This window comes from Bradyrhizobium sp. P5_C11_2, from assembly GCF_054049755.1.
The window spans coordinates 1-18,575 of the sequence record NZ_JBFULT010000077.1 but is presented as its reverse complement, the minus strand read 5'-3'; the positions used below and the strand labels follow the sequence as shown (position 1 = coordinate 18,575).

Annotated in this window: 19 protein-coding genes, 1 tRNA gene and 1 riboswitch; of the genes, 13 read left to right on the top strand and 7 right to left on the bottom strand. The window is 66.3% G+C overall.

Annotated elements, in window-relative coordinates; translation table 11 throughout:
• Positions 1–25 precede the first annotated feature (25 nt).
• Complete coding sequence (locus ACXJL8_RS10925; RefSeq protein WP_456619603.1) at positions 26–805, top strand: SGNH/GDSL hydrolase family protein; 780 nt, start codon at positions 26–28, stop codon at positions 803–805.
• 12 nt (positions 806–817) lie between these two features.
• Complete coding sequence (locus ACXJL8_RS10920; protein WP_456619604.1) at positions 818–1,816, top strand: SGNH/GDSL hydrolase family protein; 999 nt, start codon at positions 818–820, stop codon at positions 1,814–1,816.
• A gap of 148 nt (positions 1,817–1,964) precedes the next feature.
• Here ACXJL8_RS10920 and ACXJL8_RS10915 read toward each other — a convergent pair whose 3' ends face one another.
• The gene (locus tag ACXJL8_RS10915; RefSeq protein WP_456619605.1) at positions 1,965–3,161 is read right to left on the bottom strand and encodes an O-succinylhomoserine sulfhydrylase; all 1,197 of its coding nucleotides are present in this window, start codon (positions 3,159–3,161) and stop codon (positions 1,965–1,967) included.
• 74 nt (positions 3,162–3,235) lie between these two features.
• A riboswitch (SAM riboswitch) is annotated at positions 3,236–3,315 on the bottom strand.
• A gap of 109 nt (positions 3,316–3,424) precedes the next feature.
• Between ACXJL8_RS10915 and ACXJL8_RS10910 the strand changes: the two genes are divergently transcribed.
• From ACXJL8_RS10910 to ACXJL8_RS10895, 4 genes are all read left to right on the top strand, one after another.
• A complete protein-coding gene (locus ACXJL8_RS10910; RefSeq protein WP_456684982.1) occupies positions 3,425–4,531 on the top strand; it encodes a 2'-deoxycytidine 5'-triphosphate deaminase in 1,107 nt (368 codons plus the stop codon).
• A 297-nt stretch (positions 4,532–4,828) separates the two neighbouring features.
• Positions 4,829–5,884 (top strand): hypothetical protein, encoded by a 1,056-nt coding sequence (locus ACXJL8_RS10905; protein WP_456619607.1) that lies wholly within the window; start codon positions 4,829–4,831, stop codon positions 5,882–5,884.
• A 309-nt stretch (positions 5,885–6,193) separates the two neighbouring features.
• A complete protein-coding gene (locus tag ACXJL8_RS10900; RefSeq protein ID WP_456619608.1) occupies positions 6,194–7,639 on the top strand; it encodes an MATE family efflux transporter in 1,446 nt (481 codons plus the stop codon).
• A gap of 144 nt (positions 7,640–7,783) precedes the next feature.
• On the top strand, positions 7,784–8,488 hold the full coding sequence (locus ACXJL8_RS10895) for a hypothetical protein (protein WP_456619609.1): 705 nt from the start codon (positions 7,784–7,786) through the stop codon (positions 8,486–8,488).
• A gap of 109 nt (positions 8,489–8,597) precedes the next feature.
• Here ACXJL8_RS10895 and ACXJL8_RS10890 read toward each other — a convergent pair whose 3' ends face one another.
• From ACXJL8_RS10890 to ACXJL8_RS10870, 5 genes are all read right to left on the bottom strand, one after another.
• Positions 8,598–9,080 (bottom strand): hypothetical protein, encoded by a 483-nt coding sequence (locus tag ACXJL8_RS10890; protein WP_456619610.1) that lies wholly within the window; start codon positions 9,078–9,080, stop codon positions 8,598–8,600.
• Positions 9,081–9,180: 100 nt separating this feature from the next.
• The gene (locus tag ACXJL8_RS10885) at positions 9,181–9,582 is read right to left on the bottom strand and encodes an SRPBCC family protein (RefSeq protein WP_456619611.1); all 402 of its coding nucleotides are present in this window, start codon (positions 9,580–9,582) and stop codon (positions 9,181–9,183) included.
• A 141-nt stretch (positions 9,583–9,723) separates the two neighbouring features.
• On the bottom strand, positions 9,724–10,083 hold the full coding sequence (locus ACXJL8_RS10880) for a VOC family protein (protein WP_456619612.1): 360 nt from the start codon (positions 10,081–10,083) through the stop codon (positions 9,724–9,726).
• Positions 10,084–10,138: 55 nt separating this feature from the next.
• Entirely contained in the window at positions 10,139–10,978 is an 840-nt protein-coding gene (locus tag ACXJL8_RS10875) for a helix-turn-helix transcriptional regulator (RefSeq protein WP_456619613.1), read from the bottom strand.
• Between the two features lie 96 nt (positions 10,979–11,074).
• Positions 11,075–11,653: a methylated-DNA--[protein]-cysteine S-methyltransferase gene (locus tag ACXJL8_RS10870; protein WP_456619614.1), complete on the bottom strand. Its 579-nt coding sequence runs from the start codon at positions 11,651–11,653 to the stop codon at positions 11,075–11,077.
• A gap of 171 nt (positions 11,654–11,824) precedes the next feature.
• On the opposite strand from ACXJL8_RS10870, the gene ACXJL8_RS10865 reads away from it, so the two are divergent.
• Positions 11,825–11,898, top strand: a tRNA-Gly gene (locus ACXJL8_RS10865).
• A 90-nt stretch (positions 11,899–11,988) separates the two neighbouring features.
• Here ACXJL8_RS10865 and ACXJL8_RS10860 read toward each other — a convergent pair.
• Positions 11,989–12,981: an alpha/beta fold hydrolase gene (locus tag ACXJL8_RS10860; RefSeq protein ID WP_456619615.1), complete on the bottom strand. Its 993-nt coding sequence runs from the start codon at positions 12,979–12,981 to the stop codon at positions 11,989–11,991.
• A 172-nt stretch (positions 12,982–13,153) separates the two neighbouring features.
• On the opposite strand from ACXJL8_RS10860, the gene ACXJL8_RS10855 reads away from it, so the two are divergent.
• From ACXJL8_RS10855 to xylA, 6 genes are all read left to right on the top strand, one after another.
• Complete coding sequence (locus ACXJL8_RS10855; protein ID WP_456619616.1) at positions 13,154–13,735, top strand: helix-turn-helix domain-containing protein; 582 nt, start codon at positions 13,154–13,156, stop codon at positions 13,733–13,735.
• Positions 13,735–14,247 carry an N-acetyltransferase family protein gene (locus ACXJL8_RS10850; RefSeq protein ID WP_456619617.1) on the top strand — a complete coding sequence of 171 codons (513 nt, stop codon included), beginning with the start codon at positions 13,735–13,737 and terminating at the stop codon, positions 14,245–14,247. Before ACXJL8_RS10855 ends, ACXJL8_RS10850 begins: the two co-directional genes overlap by 1 nt.
• A 2-nt stretch (positions 14,248–14,249) precedes the next feature.
• Positions 14,250–14,714 carry a GNAT family N-acetyltransferase gene (locus ACXJL8_RS10845; RefSeq protein WP_456619657.1) on the top strand — a complete coding sequence of 155 codons (465 nt, stop codon included), beginning with the start codon at positions 14,250–14,252 and terminating at the stop codon, positions 14,712–14,714.
• A gap of 101 nt (positions 14,715–14,815) precedes the next feature.
• The gene (locus ACXJL8_RS10840) at positions 14,816–15,859 is read left to right on the top strand and encodes a LacI family DNA-binding transcriptional regulator (protein ID WP_456619618.1); all 1,044 of its coding nucleotides are present in this window, start codon (positions 14,816–14,818) and stop codon (positions 15,857–15,859) included.
• Positions 15,860–15,938: 79 nt separating this feature from the next.
• Complete coding sequence (xylB, locus tag ACXJL8_RS10835) at positions 15,939–17,396, top strand: xylulokinase (RefSeq protein WP_456684981.1); 1,458 nt, start codon at positions 15,939–15,941, stop codon at positions 17,394–17,396.
• Positions 17,393–18,575: xylose isomerase (gene xylA, locus ACXJL8_RS10830; protein WP_456684980.1), on the top strand; the 1,183-nt coding region annotated here is incomplete at its 3' end. The genes xylB and xylA, both read left to right, overlap by 4 nt.

The window sequence follows — 18,575 nt, the reverse complement described above, 5'->3', positions numbered from 1 at the left end:
GCGCCGATATGGCGGGAGGGGGCTGATGAAGGCGAAGGTTTTCCTGAGCCTGATCCTGCTGTGCGGTGGTCTCGCCGCGCCCCCGGCGCGCGCGGACGATGCTGCGTCTGCCGTTCCTGCCGCACCCCCCGCCTGCGAATTGCCGTCCTACCTGCTCGCGACCGAGAGTCCGCTGCACAAGGTCGCCGATGCCGTGAAAGCGGGCAAACCCCTCGAAATCCTGGTCATCGGCAGCCGTTCGACCACGATTCCGGCTTCGGAGGACAGCTCCTATCCGGCGCGTATGCAGGCGATCCTGAGGGAAAGGCTGCCGCCATCAGAGGCCGTGCACGTCTCCGTAGAAATACAGAGCAAGAAAACGGCAGAGGAGGCTGCCACCACCTTCGTTAAGCTGATGGAAGCAAAAAGGCCTACTTTGGTCATCTGGCAGACCGGGACCGTGGATGCTATCCGAGCCATCGATCCCGACGATTTTCGCGGCGCCGTCACTGAAGGGGTTGCTGCGTTGCAAAATGCGGGGGCGGATGTCGTGCTGATGAACTTGCAATACAGCCCACGTACCGAAACCATGATCTCCGTGCCGCCCTATCTCGACAATATGCGGGTGGTGGCCCAGGAGCATGACGTCCCGTTGTTCGATCGTTTCGCGATCATGCGGCAATGGAATGATCAGGGTCAGTTCGACCTGTTCAGCCCCTCCCGCGGTCCTGAACTGGCGAAACAGGTCCATGATTGCCTTGGCCGGGCGTTGGCACAGTTCGTGATGGATGCTGCACATCTGGGACCGGCCCAGCAGCAAAATTGAGGTCTAGCGTTAATGAGTTCTCTCCGCCCTTTTTGCCTGACGGCATGGTTGGCCGCGCCCGCAGCGGCGGCGCTGCTGTTGCTGACGCCGGCTTCGCTGGCACCTGCGCGAGCACAGGCTGCGCAGGCAACCCCTGCTCCGCAGCAGACGGCTAATCCGGCTCCCGCATCGCCGTCCCAGACCACTGTCGCTGCCACCCACCCGCCAGCCGAGCAGCGCGGCATCACCGGGCGCGCCATCGACAAGGTGAAGCAGGTGGCAAAATCGGCCGGTGACATTTTCAGCCGCGTGCCTTGCCTGGCCGCGAAGGGCGGCTCGAAGACGATGGGCTCGCTGCCGCATGTCGCGGGCAAGCTCGTCGCCGGCAAGCCGGTCGTGATCGTCGCGTTCGGCTCATCCTCGACCGCCGGCTATGGCGCAAGCTCGCCCGATTTCAACTATCCGAACCGTCTCGCCGCGCAGCTTCGCCGGCAATATCCGACCGCCAGCATCACCGTCATCAATGCCGGCGTCGGCGGCGAGGATGCGCCCGAGATGATGAAGCGTCTCCAGACGGAGGTGATCGACGTCCACCCGGATCTCGTGATCTGGCAGGTCGGCACCAACGCGGTGCTACGCAATCTCGATCCCGGTGACACCGCCAAGATGGTCGAGGACGGCATCTCCCGCATCCAGGCCGCCGGCGGCGCCGATATCGTGCTGGTCGATCCGCAATATTCGCCGGCGGTCAACCAGCGCGCCGAGAGCGCCGGCAAGATGGTGAAGCTGCTCGGCAAGGTCGCCGAGCTCCGTCACGTCGGCATCTTCCCGCGCTTCGAGGTGATGCGCGACTGGCACGAGACGCAGGCCATCCCGGTGGAGAGCTTCGTCATTGCCGACGGCCTGCACATGAACGACTGGGGCTACGCCTGCTTCGCCCAGCTCTTGGGTGACGACATCATCCGCTCCGTCGGCCAGATCAAGCTCGGCGTGAACGTGCCCGGGGATGTGCGGACGTACCGGCCGATGTAGGCATCGGTGCCGTAGGGTGGGTTAGGCGAAGCCGTAACCCACCATGCATCAACGATTGCGGAACGAAGTTGGTGGGTTACGCCGAGCAGATGCGCTTCGCGCATCTGCAGGGCTAACCCACCCTACGAGTGCGAGTGCTTGGCTCGCCTCACGCCTTCTCCAGCGCCGCCGTCAGATCCTCGATCAGATCATCCGGATGCTCGAGCCCCGCCGAGAAGCGAATAAAGCCCTCGCTGATCCCGAGCGCGGCGCGGTCTTCCGGCTTCAGGCGCTGATGCGTGGTGGTGGCCGGATGCGTCACCAGGCTCTTGGCGTCGCCGAGATTGTTCGAGATCTTCGCAAGCTTGAGCTCGTTGAGCACGCGGAATGCCGCCTGCTTGCCGCCCTTGACCTCGAAGCCGACCAGCGTCGAGCCGCCGCGCATCTGCTTCTTCACCAGCGCCGCCTGCGGATGATCGGCGCGGCCGGGATAGATCAGCCGTGAAATCTTCGGATGGCTCGCCAGCACCTCGGCGACGCGCCCCGCCGTCTCGGTCTGCGCGCGCACGCGCACGCCCAGCGTCTCCAGGCCCTTGAGCAGGACCCAGGCGTTGAACGGCGAGATCGACGGGCCGGTCTGGCGCATGAAATTATGCAGGTGCTCGGCGATGAAGGCTTCCGAGGACAGGATGATGCCGCCGAGACAACGGCCCTGGCCGTCGATGTGCTTGGTCGCGGAATAGACCACGACGTCGGCCCCGAGCGCGAGCGGGCTCTGCCAGATCGGCGTCGCGAACACGTTGTCGACGACGAGCCGCGCGCCGCCGCTGTGCGCGATCTCGGCGATGCCGGGGATGTCGAGCACGTCGAGCGTCGGATTGGTCGGGCTCTCCAGGAAGAACGTCTTGGTGTTCGGCCTCAAGGCGCGCTGCCACTGGTCGAGATCGGAGCCGTCGACCAGCGTGGTCTCGATGCCGTAGCGCGGCAACAGATCCTGAATGACGTAGAGACACGAGCCGAACAGCGCGCGCGAGGCGACCACGTGATCGCCGGACTTCAGCGGCGCCAGGATCGCGGTCGTCACTGCGGCCATGCCAGTCGCGGCCGAGCGGGCCGCTTCGGCGCCTTCGAGCTCGATCATGCGGCGCTCGAACATCGAGATCGTCGGGTTCGAGTAGCGCGAATAGATGAAGCCGGGATCCTCGCCCTTGAACCGCGCCTCGCACTCCTCGGCGCTGTTGTAGACATAGCCCTGGGTCAGGAACAGCGCCTCCGACGTCTCGCCAAATTGCGAGCGCAGGGTGCCGGAATGGACCAGCCGGGTTTCGGGACGGTAGTGTGCGGCGGACGCCGGGGACTTCGACATATGACCTCTCCAACGTGACCATTCTGGAAAATGGTCACAAAAAAAACCGGCCTGGATATTTCCACTGGCCGGGATCACAGAGGTCCCCGGCCTGTTTAGCGACTTATTTAACGTGGCTGCAAGCCGGCCGGCTCAAATCACCACGGGATAAGTCATGCTCATATTCCGCAATGCCCTTTTCGTCAAGGCGTCCATCGGATAGCCGTAAAAGACTGTATTTTCCGCATGTCCGGATACATTTGCCCCCTGACGAGGACCCCCGTTTGACGTTCACGGTCGCAGCCGACGCCAATGGTATCCTGCCCGACCGCATGATCGCGGCGATGGCGGAAGCAGGCCTCATCCTGCCCGCCTACGATTTCGTCGAAAGCCAGATCCAGCCGGCGAGCCTCGACCTTCGCCTCGGCGACATCGCCTATCGCGTGCGCGCAAGCTTCCTGCCCGGTCCCGGCGCCACCGTCGCCGAGCGCATCGACGAGTTGAAGCTGCACGAGTTCAGCCTCGCCGACGGCGCCGTGCTTGAGACCAACTGCGTCTACATCGTGCCGCTGCTCGAAAGCCTGGCGCTGCCGCCGGAGATCGTGGCGGCGGCGAACCCGAAGAGCTCCACCGGCCGGCTCGACGTCTTCACCCGCGTGATCGCCGACGGCACCCGCCGCTTCGACATGATCGGCGCCGGCTATCACGGTCCGCTCTACGCCGAGATCAGCCCGAAGACGTTTCCGGTGCTGGTGCGCGAGGGCTCGCGCCTCTCCCAAGTGCGCTTCCGCACCGGTGACGCCATCCTCAACGCCGACGAGCTCGACGCGCTGCATGCCGCTGAGCGCCTCGTCGACATCGACGATGCCGATCTCTCGGGCGGCGTCGCCGTCTCCGTCGATCTCTCCGGCGAGAAAGCCAACGGCTTCGTCGGCTACCGCGCCAAGCGCCACACCGGTGTGGTCGACGTCGATCGCCGCGCAGGCTATTCGGTCGAGGATTTCTGGGAGCCGATGTCTGCGCGCCCCGACGGCAGCCTGATCCTCGATCCCGGCGAGTTCTATATCCTCGCCTCCAAGGAAGCCGYGCAGGTGCCGCCCGATTTCGCCGCGGAGATGGTGCCGTTCGATCCGCTGGTCGGCGAATTCCGCGTGCATTATGCCGGCTTCTTCGATCCCGGCTTCGGCTATGCCGGCGCCGGCGGGCAGGGCTCCCGCGCCGTGCTGGAGGTGCGCTCGCGCGAAGTGCCCTTCATCCTCGAGCACGGCCAGATCGTCGGCCGCCTCGTCTACGAAAAGATGCTGGCACGCCCCGACGCCATGTACGGCCAGCGCATCGGCTCCAACTACCAGGCGCAGGGGTTGAAGCTCTCCAAGCATTTCCGGGTGTAGCAATATTCCGTAAGCCCGGATGAGCGCAGCGACATCCGGGAACAGTGCTCCCGCATATCGCTTCGCTCATGCGGGCTCCGATGCAAGCAAATTTTCACCGGTGTCATGCTCCGCGAAGGCGGGGAAGCCAGTACGCCGCGGCCCATCGATTCAATCACGACCGTCTCTGGAATACTGGATCGCCCGCCCCAGTGCGCAATTGCGCACAAGGCGGGCGATGACAGCGAGTGTGTGTCCGGTTGCGCCGCTTCATCGGCGATGACACACTCCTGCAAAACAACAAGCCGGGAGCGAACGATGAGCGCCGCAGCGGATACCGCGCAGCAGCAAGCCCAATGGACACGCTGGCGCGCGGTCGCCGATCTCTATCACGCTTATTTCACCGGCCTCATCCTCACCGTCGTCACGCGGCGCGGCACGGCTGATGCCGCCGAGTTCGTGTTCCGCGTGTTCCGCCGCCAGCAGCAGGAACGCTTCCTGCCCGGGCTCGAGAAGCTCGGATTGCGCCATCTGCCGCCGGCGGTCGCCGCCGCGCAATATCACTATCTCTCGAACTGGATCGGCGGCGTGCATGTCGAATACATGTACGAGAGCGACGCCAAGGCCTGGATCCGCTATCCGCCGCCGCGCTGGATCTGGAAGGGCACCGCGATCTGCGGCGTGCCGGGCGAGGTCTCACGCGCGATGCTGCGCGGCTGGCACGCCAACAACGGCGTCGCGCTCGGCGATCTCAGGCTCGGCTTCGTCTGCACCAAGCAGAGCGTCGATGGCCAGGACGGGCTCGAGGGCTATTACCACCAGTACGACCACCCGCTCGAGCTCGACCAGCGCCTGGTGTTCGCGCGCCATCTCGAAGCGCCGCTGTTCGATGCGAAGGCCGCGCCGGCATTGCCGGTCGCAAGCTGGCCAAAGCCGCGGCTCGAAAAAGCCTATCGCAACTACGCGATGGAATATGTGCGCACGGCCGCGCCGGTGATGGTGCAGCTGTTCGGGCCGGAGGATGCCGGCTATCTCCTTCACCTCACCGGCAAGCTGATCGGCATGCAATATTTCGACGAGGTCGCGGCGGCGCTGTCGATGAGCCGCGGCGGCGCGAGCGAATTCGCAGCGTTCCTCAACGCGCTGCTCGCCACGCAGGACGATGCTGCCGAGACGGCGACGTCCGAAGGCGCGTTCGAAATCCGCCAGCAGAGCTGGAAGCTGATGGACGATGTCGCCGACTATCACCGCGCCTGCGCCAAGGTGCTGGAAGGATTGTTCGAAGGTCTCGCTGCGGGCTGCGGCCGGCATATCGGCGTGCATATGCGGCCTGCCGCGGGCGGCCGTCCGCCGCTGGTCTGGACGATCGGTTGAACAGATGTCGCCGCACTTCGCCTCTCCCCGCGTGCGGGGAGAGGCCGGATTGCATCGAAGATGCAATCCGGGTGAGGGGGACTCTCCGCGAGTCCAGCTCTCACCGTTTTCGCGGACGCAGCCCCTCACCCCAAGACCGCAATTCCACGGGCTGAAATGCGCTGCCGCAGGGCACGCTTGCATCAGGCGCAGGAGGAATCGGCAATTGTCGTGCTAACAAGCGTCGCACCGCGCGTTCTGCGCGAATGAATCGATTGGCACACCAAGTGATTGCCGCGCCGCGAATGGCGCTCGTGCCCGGGAGAGGAAATGTCCGACATCGCCGAAATCCCGGTCGATGAACAAGAGCGACCGCTGCCGCCGCTCCCGCAGCCGGTGCGAAGTGCGCTGACCGACGGCCCGATCCTGCGCACGCTGCTCGGCCTTGCCTGGCCCAATGTCGTCGCGCTGTCGGCCGGCACCTGCACGGTGATCGCGGAGACCTCCTATATCGGCCGGCTCGGCGTCGAGGCATTGGCCGCGATGGCGCTGGTGTTTCCGACCGTGATCCTGACCATGACGATGTCCGGCGGCGCCATGGGCGGCGCGGTGGCCTCCGCCATTGCGCGTGCACTCGGCGCCGGCGATCGCGAGCGCGCCAGCACGCTCGCCGCGCATGCGCTCCTGATCGGCATCACCTTCGGCCTCGTCTTCATGCTGGGCATGCTGATTTACGGGCCCAAAGTGCTCGAAATGCTCGGCGGCCGCGGCGATGTGCTGACGCATGCGATCGCCTACACGCAGGTGTTCTTCGGTGGCGCCGTGCTGCCCTGGCTGCTCAACACCATGGCCGGCGTCCTGCGCGGCACCGGCAACATGAAGCTGCCGTCGTTCCTGATTCTCAATTCGGCGGCCTGGCAGATCGTGCTCGGCGGCACGCTGGGCCTCGGACTCGGACCGGTGCCGCAGTTCGGCATGCGCGGCGTCGCGGCCGGCGCGCTGATCGCCTATTGCATGAACATCGCCATCATGGGCTGGTACCTGTTCTCGGGTCGCGCCCGCGTCGTCCCGAAGCTGCGCGGCCTGCGCATCCAATGGGCGATGTTCTTTGACATCCTGAAGGTCGGCGCCATCGCATGCTTCTCGCCGCTGCAATCGGTGCTGACGATCTCGATCTTCACCCACATGCTGGCGAAGTTCGGCACCGCGATCCTTGCCGGCTACGGCATCGGCGCGCGGCTGGAATTCCTGCTGACCTCGATCGCGTTCTCGTTCGGCATCGCCTCGGTGCCGATGGTCGGCATGGCGGTCGGCGCCGGCCGCATCGCACGCGCCCGCCGCATCGCCTGGATCGCGGGTGCGAGCGCCTTCGTCGCCGTCGGCGCGCCAGCCTGCCTGGTCGCGATCTTCCCCGATCTCTGGGTCAACATTTTCACCGACAGCGCAACGGTGCGTGCCACCAGCCACCAATATCTGTCGACGGTGGCGCCGTTCTACGCCTTCATCGGCCTCGCCTCGACGATGTATTTCTCCTCGCAGGGCGCGGCCAAGGTGATCGGGCCGGTGCTGGCGCAGACCGCGCGGCTCATCTACATCTCGGCGATCGGCTGGTGGCTGTCGACGCATGAGGCCACGGCGCAGAGCTTCTTCTGGCTTGCCGCAAGCTCGATGGTCGTGCTCGGCCTGCTCTCAAGCGCCAGCGTGGTGCTGACGCGCTGGGCTCCGCGCGAGAACAAGCCGGCGATCCGGCCGGCTCTGTCGGCCGCGGCGGATTAGGCGCAGCTGCCGGATTTTTGTTTCGAAATATTTCCATCGGCTGCCTAGCAATACAGGGTAACCACGGCTGCCTTGGCCGAAGGCTCCGCGCCAGCTCCTGGGGACAATTTTGCTGCGAGTCCACCAGAAGCACGGAAAGGCACCATGACCTCGATTTCGGCGCTCTCCTCGCACCATCACCACGCATCGCCGTTGAAACGACTCCAAGACGAACTGCAAACGGAAGTCAGCTCCGGCGCGGTCAGTTCGTCCGATCAGTCGGCGCTGTCGGCAGCGCTCAGCGATATCGACTCCGCCTTGCAATCAAGCAGCGCGAGCGATCAATCCAGCGGATCATCGACTGACGCTTTCAAGTCCAAGATCGACGATCTCATCCAGAAGGAAGTTTCGGACGGCAAGCTGACCGACCAGCAGGCCACCGAGCTGCAAGGTATCTTCAAGTCGGCGTTCTCCCAGGGGCCGGGTGGCGCAGGTGGACCGGAAGGAGCAGGCGGACCGCCGCCCGGCGGGCCTCCTCCCGCCAACGCCACGGACAGTTCGTCAAGCGGCAACTCGGTGGTGGACATGCTTCAGCAATTCCTCGATTCGCTGAAGAGCCTGCTCACGGATTCGACCTCGTCCAGCACGACGGGATCGAGCGACACGACGAGTGCAGGCGATTCTTCTTCGACCACCACCGCCACAGACAGTTCGTCGAGCGGCGAGTCGGCGACGGACCTGCTTGAGCAATTCCTTCAGTCGCTGAAGAATTCGCTCACGGATCCGACCTACAGCGCGACGCGAGCCAGCGACGCGACGAATGCACGCGACCCCTCGCTGTCCGGCGTCCTTATCAACGATCGGATCTGATACCGGCGGCGCCCCATCCGCCGGCCCGGCGCAACCATCCTTCGTCCCCCGCGACGGGTGGTTGCGTCGTTGCCAGCGTTGCCACGCAGCGGCGATACGCCGACCGGCCTTAGCGATGGCGGTGGCGGCGATGGCCGCCACCGCCGCCGACATTGGCGAGCCGCATCAATTGCGGGATCATCGCCATCATGTCGCTGCCGCCGGAGCCACCCAGCATGCCCATGATGTCGCCGCCGCCGATACCGGTGGGCACATAGCCGCCCCCGCCGATCGGCGTGTAGCCGCCATAATTCGGCGCGCCGAACCCGCCGCCGAAATTGCCGCCGGCGAGGCCACCAAGACCGCCGCCGCCGTTCTCCATCATGCGGCTCATCATCGGGCCCATGGTCTGCATCAGCATGGCGAAGCGGCGCTTGCCCATCTTCGCCTTCATCATCTCCAGCATCGGCGCCATCTGGGTCATCATGTCTTCGCCGCCGGCACCACCGCCACCGCCGAAGCTCGCGAACTGCGCCTTTGCCGGCGTGCTCGCGACGGAAAACAGCAGCAGCACGGCGGCCGCCTGGCAGATCACCTTGTCCGCACCTCTCATGGCATGCTCCTCGCGTGCGTGGTTCCACCGGGAGAGCGGAGCCAACCGGACGCACGCCGCCATGGTTACGGCCGGCGCGGGCAGGGCTCTGTGAGAAAGATCACGCAGCCGCAGGCGGGAACGCCTTGTGCATGGCGATCACGGCCTCCCTGGTCTGCCCCTGGACGTAAGCTGCGAGCTCGTTCGGCAGCATGTCGATGGTCCAGAGCAGGCGGCTTTTGCCATCGCCGTCGGCGATCACCTGCACCGCGGCGCTGTAGTGCTTCAGCCGCTCGTTGTTGATGGCATAGACCAGGCGCTGCCGGGCATCGTTGCAATCGACCAGCACCTCGCGCGCCACCGAGCCGTTGGCGAAGGTGACGATGCGCGCATCGCCGTCGAGCGTGCAGGCGGTGACGAAACCCGGCACCAGCCGTTGGTGCAGGGCGCCGAAATCGCGCACCGCGTCCCAGACGTCGCGGGCAGGGGCGGAAAGGGGGATGTCGTTGTGGATGGAGGCCATGAAGGTGTCCTTGATTGTGATAGTGAGTAGGGTGGGCAAAGGCGCGAAGCGCCGTGCCCACCATTGATCCAGATTGTCGCGTGCAATTGGTGGGCACGCTGCGCTTTGCCCACCCTACGAGTTCTCACCTGTCGCCAGAGCTCACGCGCAAACCGCCTCGACATTGTTGCCGTCCGGATCGATCAAAAACGCCGCGTAATAGGTCGGGCTGTAATCCTTGCGCGGGCCGGCGCCGCCATTGTCGCGGCCGCCGCTCTTCAATCCTTCGCTGTGGAACGCCTTGACCGCGTCATGGTCCTTGGCACGGAAGGCGATATGGGCGCCGTCGGCCTTGCGGCCCTTGTTGAGATGCAGCCAGAGCGCCGGCTCGCCCTTCGGTCCGAAGCCGGCATAGCCGTCGCCGCTCGAGCACAGGACGCAGCCGAGCGGCGCCAGCACCGCGGTGTAGAAGCGCGTGGCGGCGTCGAGGTCGGCAACGCGCAGGCCGATGTGGTCATACATGTTCGTCTCCATTGCAAAGCGCGCCGCAACTGGCGCGTGCCGGAGACGAATCTAGTCAGTTGAGGGCAACCCGCTCTTGGAGAATCTTGCGCTCGCCCCTCGAGGCCTGGCGGAACTTGGTCGGCGACACGCCCGCGGCGCGGTGGAAGGTGCGGACGAAATTGGAGAGGTCGCCGAAGCCGACGTCATAGGCGACGTTGGTGACCGCGATGTCATCATCTGTCAGCAGGCGGGCGGCGTGCCGCAGCCGCGAGCGCACCAGATATTGATGCGGGGTGACGCCGAGCACGGCCGAGAACAGCCGCAGGAAATGGAACGGGCTGAGTCCTGCCTGCTTTGCTGCCTGTTCGAGGTCGACCTCGGCATGCGAGTTGGCGTCGATCCACAGCGCGGCCTCGACCGCGCGGCGGCGGTCGCGTGCGGTTGGTGTGGCCGGCTTGCGCGCCTTGCCCGAGACGACGTCGACGAAGCGCCCCGCTAGGATCTGACCGACCTCGTCGAGACCGAGGTCGCAATTGCCATCTGCCGCCGTCTGCGCGAGCTCRCCCAGCACCATCAGCTCGGGCAGCGGCGGTGTCGCGCCGATCCGCCAGATCTCGCGCCGCCCCCCGAGGGCCTCGACCAGGTCCTCGCTGAAGAAGAAGCCCAGGCAGACGTCGCCGCTGACATGCTCATGCGTGCAGGTGTATTCTTCGCCGGGGGCGCCGACCAGCATCGAGCCCGCCACCAGCTCGAAGGAGCCGGCGCGGCAACGGCAGCCAAAACTGCCCGAACGGACATAGGCGATGGAATGGCCGGTGCGGCACTCCGCAAACGGCGTGTCGTCCGGCCCCGCATCGCAGCGAAACTCGGAGACGGTCATCGATCGTGTCGAGAGCAGCGTGGTCGCGTCCATGCCGCCTTATCTAGGCATGATCCGGACAAGTGTGTAGCGGTTGTCCGACAAGATCATGCCCAAAAGACAAAGCTAAGGCGCGAGCAGGATCGCGCCTTAGCCGGGCGCGCGGGGCGGAGCAACGGGCAGCAGCACCTCGAACAGCGTCTTGCTGGCGATCGGGTGGGCGCCCTCCAGCGCCAGCAGCCGCCGCTTGGAGATCACCCCGCCGTAAGGCGAGGGCCGGTCGGCGTAATTGCCGGCCTCCAGCACCCGGTGGCAGGGCACGATCAGCATGTAGGGATTTCTGGAGATCGCCTGCGCCACCGAATGGGCGGCGCCGGAGGCGCCGAGCGCCCTGGCGATCTCGTGATAGGTGCGCGTCTCCCCGCGCGGGATGGTGCAGGTGTACTCGTAGACCCGCCGGTTGAAGCCGGGCACGCCGCGGGCATCCAGGCTGACCTCGGAAAAATCGGGGTCGCTGCCCTGCAGCAGGCCCACGATGCCCTCGATCGCAAGCTCGGCATTCAGCGGAGGCTGCTGCTCGCGCGCCTCGGGATGGACCGCGAAAATCCGGCGGCGGGTGTCAATCTCCCGCGCCTCCGGCAATTGCACGGCGACCACGCCGGTGCTGCTCCAGATGATGCCGCAGCGCCCGATCGCCGTGTTGAATATCGCGTAGCCACGCCCCACCATGCACACGCCCCACTCAGTGCACGTCTCTCCCCAGACACGCGATCATAACACCGCCACAATCCGGCGCACCTGGAATCTTACCAGGCCGTTAACAACCGTCAGGCCGGGCGCGCCAAACCGCTTGGCGAGAGGCGCCGTCTCGGCTAATCAGGATGGGCGCAAAGCGCATAAGCGGGCGTAGTTCAATGGTAGAACGGCAGCTTCCCAAGCTGCATACGAGGGTTCGATTCCCTTCGCCCGCTCCATCCATGGTTCGCGCGAAGGCGCTTCGCAGGATTTCCATTCTTCGGCAACGCGATGCAGGATGCCCTTCGAAGCTTTAGCGGAGAAAGGTGCTAACCTGGCAGGCTTCGCAGAAACTCCACGATCGCTGTGTTCACCTCCGTTGGCCGCTCCTGCTGCGTCCAGTGGCCACAGCCGGGCAGCATCATGATCTCGCGCAGTTGCGGCACAAATTGCTTCATGTTGGCGAGGTGCTCGGCGGCGCCGGGGAAGGCGATGACCATGTCGTGGTCGCCGGCAATGAAGAGCGAGGGCACCACCACCTTCACGCCCTCGAAGGCCCCCATCAGCTCCCAGTTGCGATCGATGTTGCGGTAGTAGTTGAGCGGCCCGCGAAACCCGCTGCGGGCAAATTCGGCGCCGTAATAGTCGAGGTCGGCGGGGCTCAGCCACGACGGCAGCGGCACCTGCACCTTCGGCAACATGCCGTCCTTGCGCGAGACCATGCCGACGCCGACGGTTCTGCCGGCGCGCTCGGCGTTGGCGCGGATTGCCGCCGCTCCTTCGCCGGAACCGCCAAAGAGCATGGCGCCCAGCGTTGCGCGCGGATCCCGTTCGAACTCGGCTTCGGCGACCCCCGGCTCCTGGAAGTACAGCTGGTAGAACTGCGCATCCGCCGTCTGCGGCATGACACTCGTCGGCCGCACGGGGCTCCGCGGCCGATAGGGCACGCTCAGGATCGCCGCGGCGCGGAAGCGATCGGGCCGCAGGCGCGCCGTGTGCCAGGCGATCGTCGCGCCCCAGTCATGCCCGACGATGACGGCGTCCTTCGCCTCGTAGGCGTCGAGCACGCCGACGAGATCGCCGACCATGTGGAGGATCGTGTACTGGTCGATCGCCTCGGGCCTGTCGCTCTTGCCGTAGCCGCGCATGTCGGGCGCGACCGCGTGGTAGCCGGCCGCCGCCAGCGCCTCGAGCTGGTGCCGCCAGGAGTACCAGCCTTCCGGAAAGCCGTGGCAGAGCAGCACCATTGGCCCCTTGCCCTGCTCGGCGACGTTGAGGCTGATGCCGTTGGTCTTGATCGTCCGTTGCGTCGGCTCGCCCATCTCGTCGCCTCCGGATCATTTGTGGTTGGGGCGCATCCTAATCGACCCTACGAGCTTTGCGAAGATTCTAATATATTGGACTGCCGCTCGCGGCGTTCGCCTCCGTCCGCGCTAAGCTCCCCCCGCCCTGATGGGTGCGGTCCTCGTGTCGGGCATTGTTCGGATGACAACCATGGACCAGCAGAAACTCGACCGCGCGATCGGTCGTCGCTTGAAGACGTTGAGGACGCAGGCGGGCATGACGTTGAACGAACTCGCAACGCGCTCCGGTGTCAGCCGGGCCATGATCGGGCGGGTGGAGCGGGCGCAGAGCAGTGCGACGGCCGCGCTGCTCAACAAGCTCTGCGCGGCGCTCGATGTCACCCTCAGCGACGTCGTCGCGCTCGCGGAGAAGCCCCCGGAGCGGCTGATGCGGCTTGCCGACCAGCCGCATTGGCGTGATCCCGACAGCGGCTACCGGCGACGTCATGCCTCGCCGCCGGATGCGGCAAGCGGCATCGAGATCATCGTCGTCGACCTGCCGGCCGGCGCGCGCGTCTCCTACAGCCCCTGGGGCCGCAACGCCTTCACCCAGCAGCTGCTGATGCTGGAGGGGGCGGTCTGCGTGCATATCGACGCCAAGTCGGTGCGCTTGCGTGATGGAGATTGTCTCGATTTCGACGTGATGCGTGCGGTGACCTTCGAGAACGAAACCAAACAGGATGCGCGCTACGTCATCATCACGCGGCGCGGCGCCTCTTACGGGAAAATGTGATGCCGCTGATCGTGCGGGACGCCACGCTGGAGGATGCCGCCGATATCCTCGCCATCTACAATCACGCCGCGCTCAACACCACGGCGGTCTGGACCGACGGCGCGGTCGATCTCGCTTCGCGGCGCGAATGGATCGGCGCAAGGCGGGACGCCGGCTATCCCGTTCTGGTCGCCATGAAGGGCAGGGATGTGGTCGGCTTCGCGTCCTTCGGCGATTTCCGTCCCTGGCCCGGCTATCGCCACACCGTCGAGAATTCCGTCTATGTCGACGAGCGGCATCATCGCGCGGGCATCGGCCGCAGCCTGATGGTTGCGCTGATCGAGCGTGCCACGGCGTTGAACAAGCACACCATGGTCGCCGCGATCGAGGCCTCGAATTCCGCCTCGATCGCGCTGCACGCCTCGTTCGGCTTTGCCGAGGTTGGCCGCATGCCTGAGGTCGGCTGCAAGTTCGGCCGCTGGCTCGATATGGTCCTCATGCAGATGCGGCTTTCAAGCGGCGTGAGGCCGTGACGATGCAGATCCGTACCGGCGACACTTTTGATCCCCGCGTCATCGCGCTGCTCGACCATCACGTCACCGCGGCGCGGGCACAGACCGCACCGGGCAGCGCGCATGCGCTCGATCTTGCCGGCCTTCGCGCAGCCGATATCGCGTTCTGGACCGGCTGGGACGGCGACACGCTGGTCGCCACCGGCGCACTGAAGACGATTTCGCCTGATCATGGCGAGGTGAAATCGATGCACACGCTCCAGACCACGCGGCGGCGCGGCTTTGGCGGCGAGATGCTCCGCCACATCATCGCCGAAGGCCGTGTGCGCGGCATGTCGCGCCTCAGCCTCGAAACCGGTTCGTGGGACTATTTCAAGCCGGCGCACGCGCTGTACCGGGCGCACGGCTTCGTCGCCTGCGGCCCGCTCGAGGGCTATGTCGTGGATCCCAACAGCCTGTTCCTCACGCTCGATCTGAGTGGTCGCTAAACCCTCCGGCCAACTGCCGCAGTGCAACCGTGGGCCGAAAATTCTCTCGTGTCCCTCAAAATGAGTTGCGTACCTCAAAACACCTCTGCTAGCCTTCAGCCATGGCCGATACGCTTACCGCCGCGGCGCTGACGCTGAAGGACATCGCCCGCCAGGCGGGCGTCAGCCTCGCCACGGTCGACCGCGTCCTGCATAACCGCCCGGGCGTGCGGCCGGACACGGTCCGGCGGGTCAAGGAGGCGATCGAGCGCAACGCCTTCCAGCCGCACGTGGCCGCCGCCGAGCTCGCCCGCGGCCGCGCCCGCCGCTTCGCCTTCGTGATGCCGTCGGGGCCGAACCCGTTCATGCAGCAGATCGAGGCCTATCTCGGCGAGATGACGGCCTGGCTCTCGGCGCGCCGCATCGGCGTCGAGATGGTCGTAACCGACGTGTTCGATCCGGCCGTGCTCGCGAATTCGCTGGAGGCGCTGTCGGGAGACTATGACGGCGTCGCGGTGGTCGCGCTCGACCATCCGGGCGTCCGGGCCGCGATCAACGATCTCGTCGATGCCGGCACCAAGGTGGTGACGCTGGTCTCGGACGTGCCGTCGTCGCGCCGGCACCATTATGTCGGCATCGACAATATCGCCGCCGGCCGCACCGCCGGCGCGCTGGTCGGGCGGCTGGCCGGCCAAAGGTCCGGTAAGGTCGCGATCGTCGCCGGCTCGCAGGGCCTGCGCGACCATGCCGAGCGCATTTTCGGCTTCAACCAGGTGATGGCGTCGGAGTTTCCGGAGCTCAGCGTGCTGCCGGTGCTGGAAGGGCGCGACGAGGACGACCGCTCGGAGCATCTGCTGGCGCGGTTGTTCGGCAGGCATGCTGACATTGTCGGCCTTTATAACGTCGGCGCCGGCACGCAGGGCGTGGCCAAGGCGTTAAGCGATGCGGGCCGCGACAAGCAGGTGGTGTTCGTCGGGCACGACGTCACGGTGCTGACGCGCCGGCTGTTGTTGCAGGGTGTGATGGATGCGGCGATCTCGCAGAACCCGGGACATGAGGCGCGCGCCGCCGTGCGCGTGCTGCTTGCGCTCGCTCGCGGCGAGCCCATCCTGCACGAACAGGAGAAGATCAGGATCGACATCGTGATGCGGGACAATCTGCCTTAGCGGCAGCGGATTTCGAACGGCCCGTTGCGGGCAAGGCGACGCAAGATCGCACACGGYGACAGGCGAAAGGGAGGACGGCGTGTATCTCGGATTGGACATCGGCACGTCCGGTGTGAAGGCGGTGCTCGTGAGCGAAGCCGGCGCGATCGTCGCGACGGCGGCGCGCGAGCTTGCGCTGTCGCATCCGGCGCCGCTGTGGTCCGAGCAGGATCCCGACGCCTGGGTCGACGCGGCCATCGGCGCGGTCGACGATCTCGCAGCCCATCATGCGCTCGCGGTCGCCGCGGTGCGCGGCATCGGGCTATCAGGCCAGATGCATGGCGCAACCTTGCTCGGCGCGGATGGACGGCCGCTGCGGCCCGCGATCCTCTGGAACGACGGCCGGTCGCATGCCGAATGCATCGAGCTCGAGCGGCGCTGCCCGTCGCTGCACGCCATCGCCGGCAATCTGGCGATGCCCGGCTTCACCGCGCCAAAGCTGCTCTGGGTCGCCCGCCACGAGCCCGGCATCTTCGAACGCGTGGCAAAAGTGCTGCTGCCGAAGGCCTATGTCCGCTACCGCCTGACCGGCGAGATGGTCGAGGACATGTCGGATGCCGCCGGCACGCTGTGGCTCGACGTCGGCCAGCGCCGCTGGTCGGCGCTGCTGCTACAGGCCACCGGGCTCGATCTGCATCAGATGCCGCGGCTCGTCGAAGGCAGCGAGGCCTGCGCGGTGCTTGCGCCGGAATTCGCGCAGCGCTGGGGCATGGCGAAAGATGTCGTTTTTGCCGGCGGCGCGGGCGATAACGCCGCGAGCGCCATCGGGCTTGGCGCGATCGCGCCCGGCGATGCCTTCCTGTCGCTGGGCACGTCCGGCGTGGTGTTTCGCGTCACCGATCGGTTCGCGCCGGCGCCGGCCTCGGCCGTGCACGCCTTCTGCCACGCGCTGCCCGGCCTCTGGCACCAGATGGGCGTGATGCTGTCGGCGGCGGCCTCGCTCGCCTGGCTCGCGAGCGTGATGGAGACGCCGGCCGCGGCGCTGCTGGCGCCGCTCGGCGAGCGCGTCGATGGACCCGGTCCCGTCAAGTTCCTGCCCTATCTCGACGGCGAGCGCACGCCGCACAACGATGCTGCCGCCAGCGGCGCCTTCGTCGGCTTGCGGGCTGCGACCGGGCGCGCGCAGTTGGTTCAGGCCGTGCTCGAAGGCGTCGCCTTCGCCGCGCGCGACAATCTGGCGGCGCTGAGCGCGGCGAGCGGCTCGATCGCCGAGCTCGATCTCGTCGGTGGCGGCTCGCGCTCGCCGCTCTGGGCCCAGATCTGCGCCGWTGTGCTCGGCATTCCCGTCCACCGCGTCGAGGAGGGCGAGGTCGGGGCGGCGCTCGGCGCCGCGCGGCTCGGCCGCATMGCCGCCACCGGCGAGCACCCGGCACAGGTCTGCACGCGCCCGCGGCGGCTCGCGACCTTCGCGCCGCGCCCATCCGTCGCCGCGGCCTACGACGACGCCTATCGCCGGTGGCGTGATCTCTATCCCGCGTTGAAGGAGCCACTTTCGTGAACGCACCAGCCAAGTTCTTCGATACAACCCGGCCTGTCGCCTTTGCCGGCAAGGATGCCGGCAAGGATGCCGGACAGGCACCGGCCTTCCGCTGGTACGACAAGGACCGCGTGGTCCACGGCCGCAGGCTCGAGGATCATCTGCGCTTCGCGGTCTGCTACTGGCATTCGTTCTGCTGGCCCGGCGGCGATCCCTTCGGCGGCGAGACCTTCCTGCGGCCTTGGCACCACGGCACCGATGCGATGGCGCTGGCACGGGCCAAGGCCGACGCCGCCTTCGAGCTGTTCCGCCTGYTCGACGTTCCCTTCTTCACCTTCCATGATGTCGATGCGGCGCCGGAAGGCGCGTCGCTGGCGGAATCCGTTGCCAATCTCAACGCGATCGCCGACGTCTTCGAAGCGAAGATGGCGTCGGCAAAAGTCCGCCTACTCTGGGGCACCGCCAATTTGTTCACGCATCGCCGCTACATGGCCGGCGCGGCGACCAATCCGGATCCCGATGTCTTCACCTATGCCGCAGGCCAGGTCCGCGCCGCGCTGGAGGTGACGCACCGGCTCGGCGGCCAGAACTACGTGATGTGGGGCGGGCGCGAGGGCTACGAGACCCTGCTCAACACCGATCTCAAGCGCGAGCTCGACCAGCTCGGCCGTTTCGTCGCGCTCGTCGTCGAGCACAAGCACAAGATCGGCTTCAAGGGCCCGATCCTGATCGAGCCGAAGCCGAAGGAGCCGACCAAGCATCAATACGATTTCGACGTCGCAACCTGCTACGGCTTCCTCGAGCGCTACGATCTGCTGAACGACGTCAAGCTCAACATCGAGCAGAACCACGCCATCCTCGCCGGCCACTCCTTCCATCACGAGGTCGCGCTCGCCGAGGCGCTCGGCGTTTTCGGCTCGCTCGACATCAATCGCGGCGACGATCTGCTCGGCTGGGACACCGACCAGTTCGCGATGAACGTGCCCGAGCTCGCGCTGGTGTTCCATGAGCTCTTGAACCGCGGCGGCTTCACCTCGGGCGGGCTCAATTTCGACGCCAAGATCAGGCGGCAGTCGATCGATCCCGACGACCTGATCCATGCCCATGTCGGCTCGATGGATGCCTGCGCGCGCGCCTTCCTCGCCGCCGCCGACATGCTCGATGCCGGCGTCCTCACCGCGCCGCTCGACAAGCGCTACG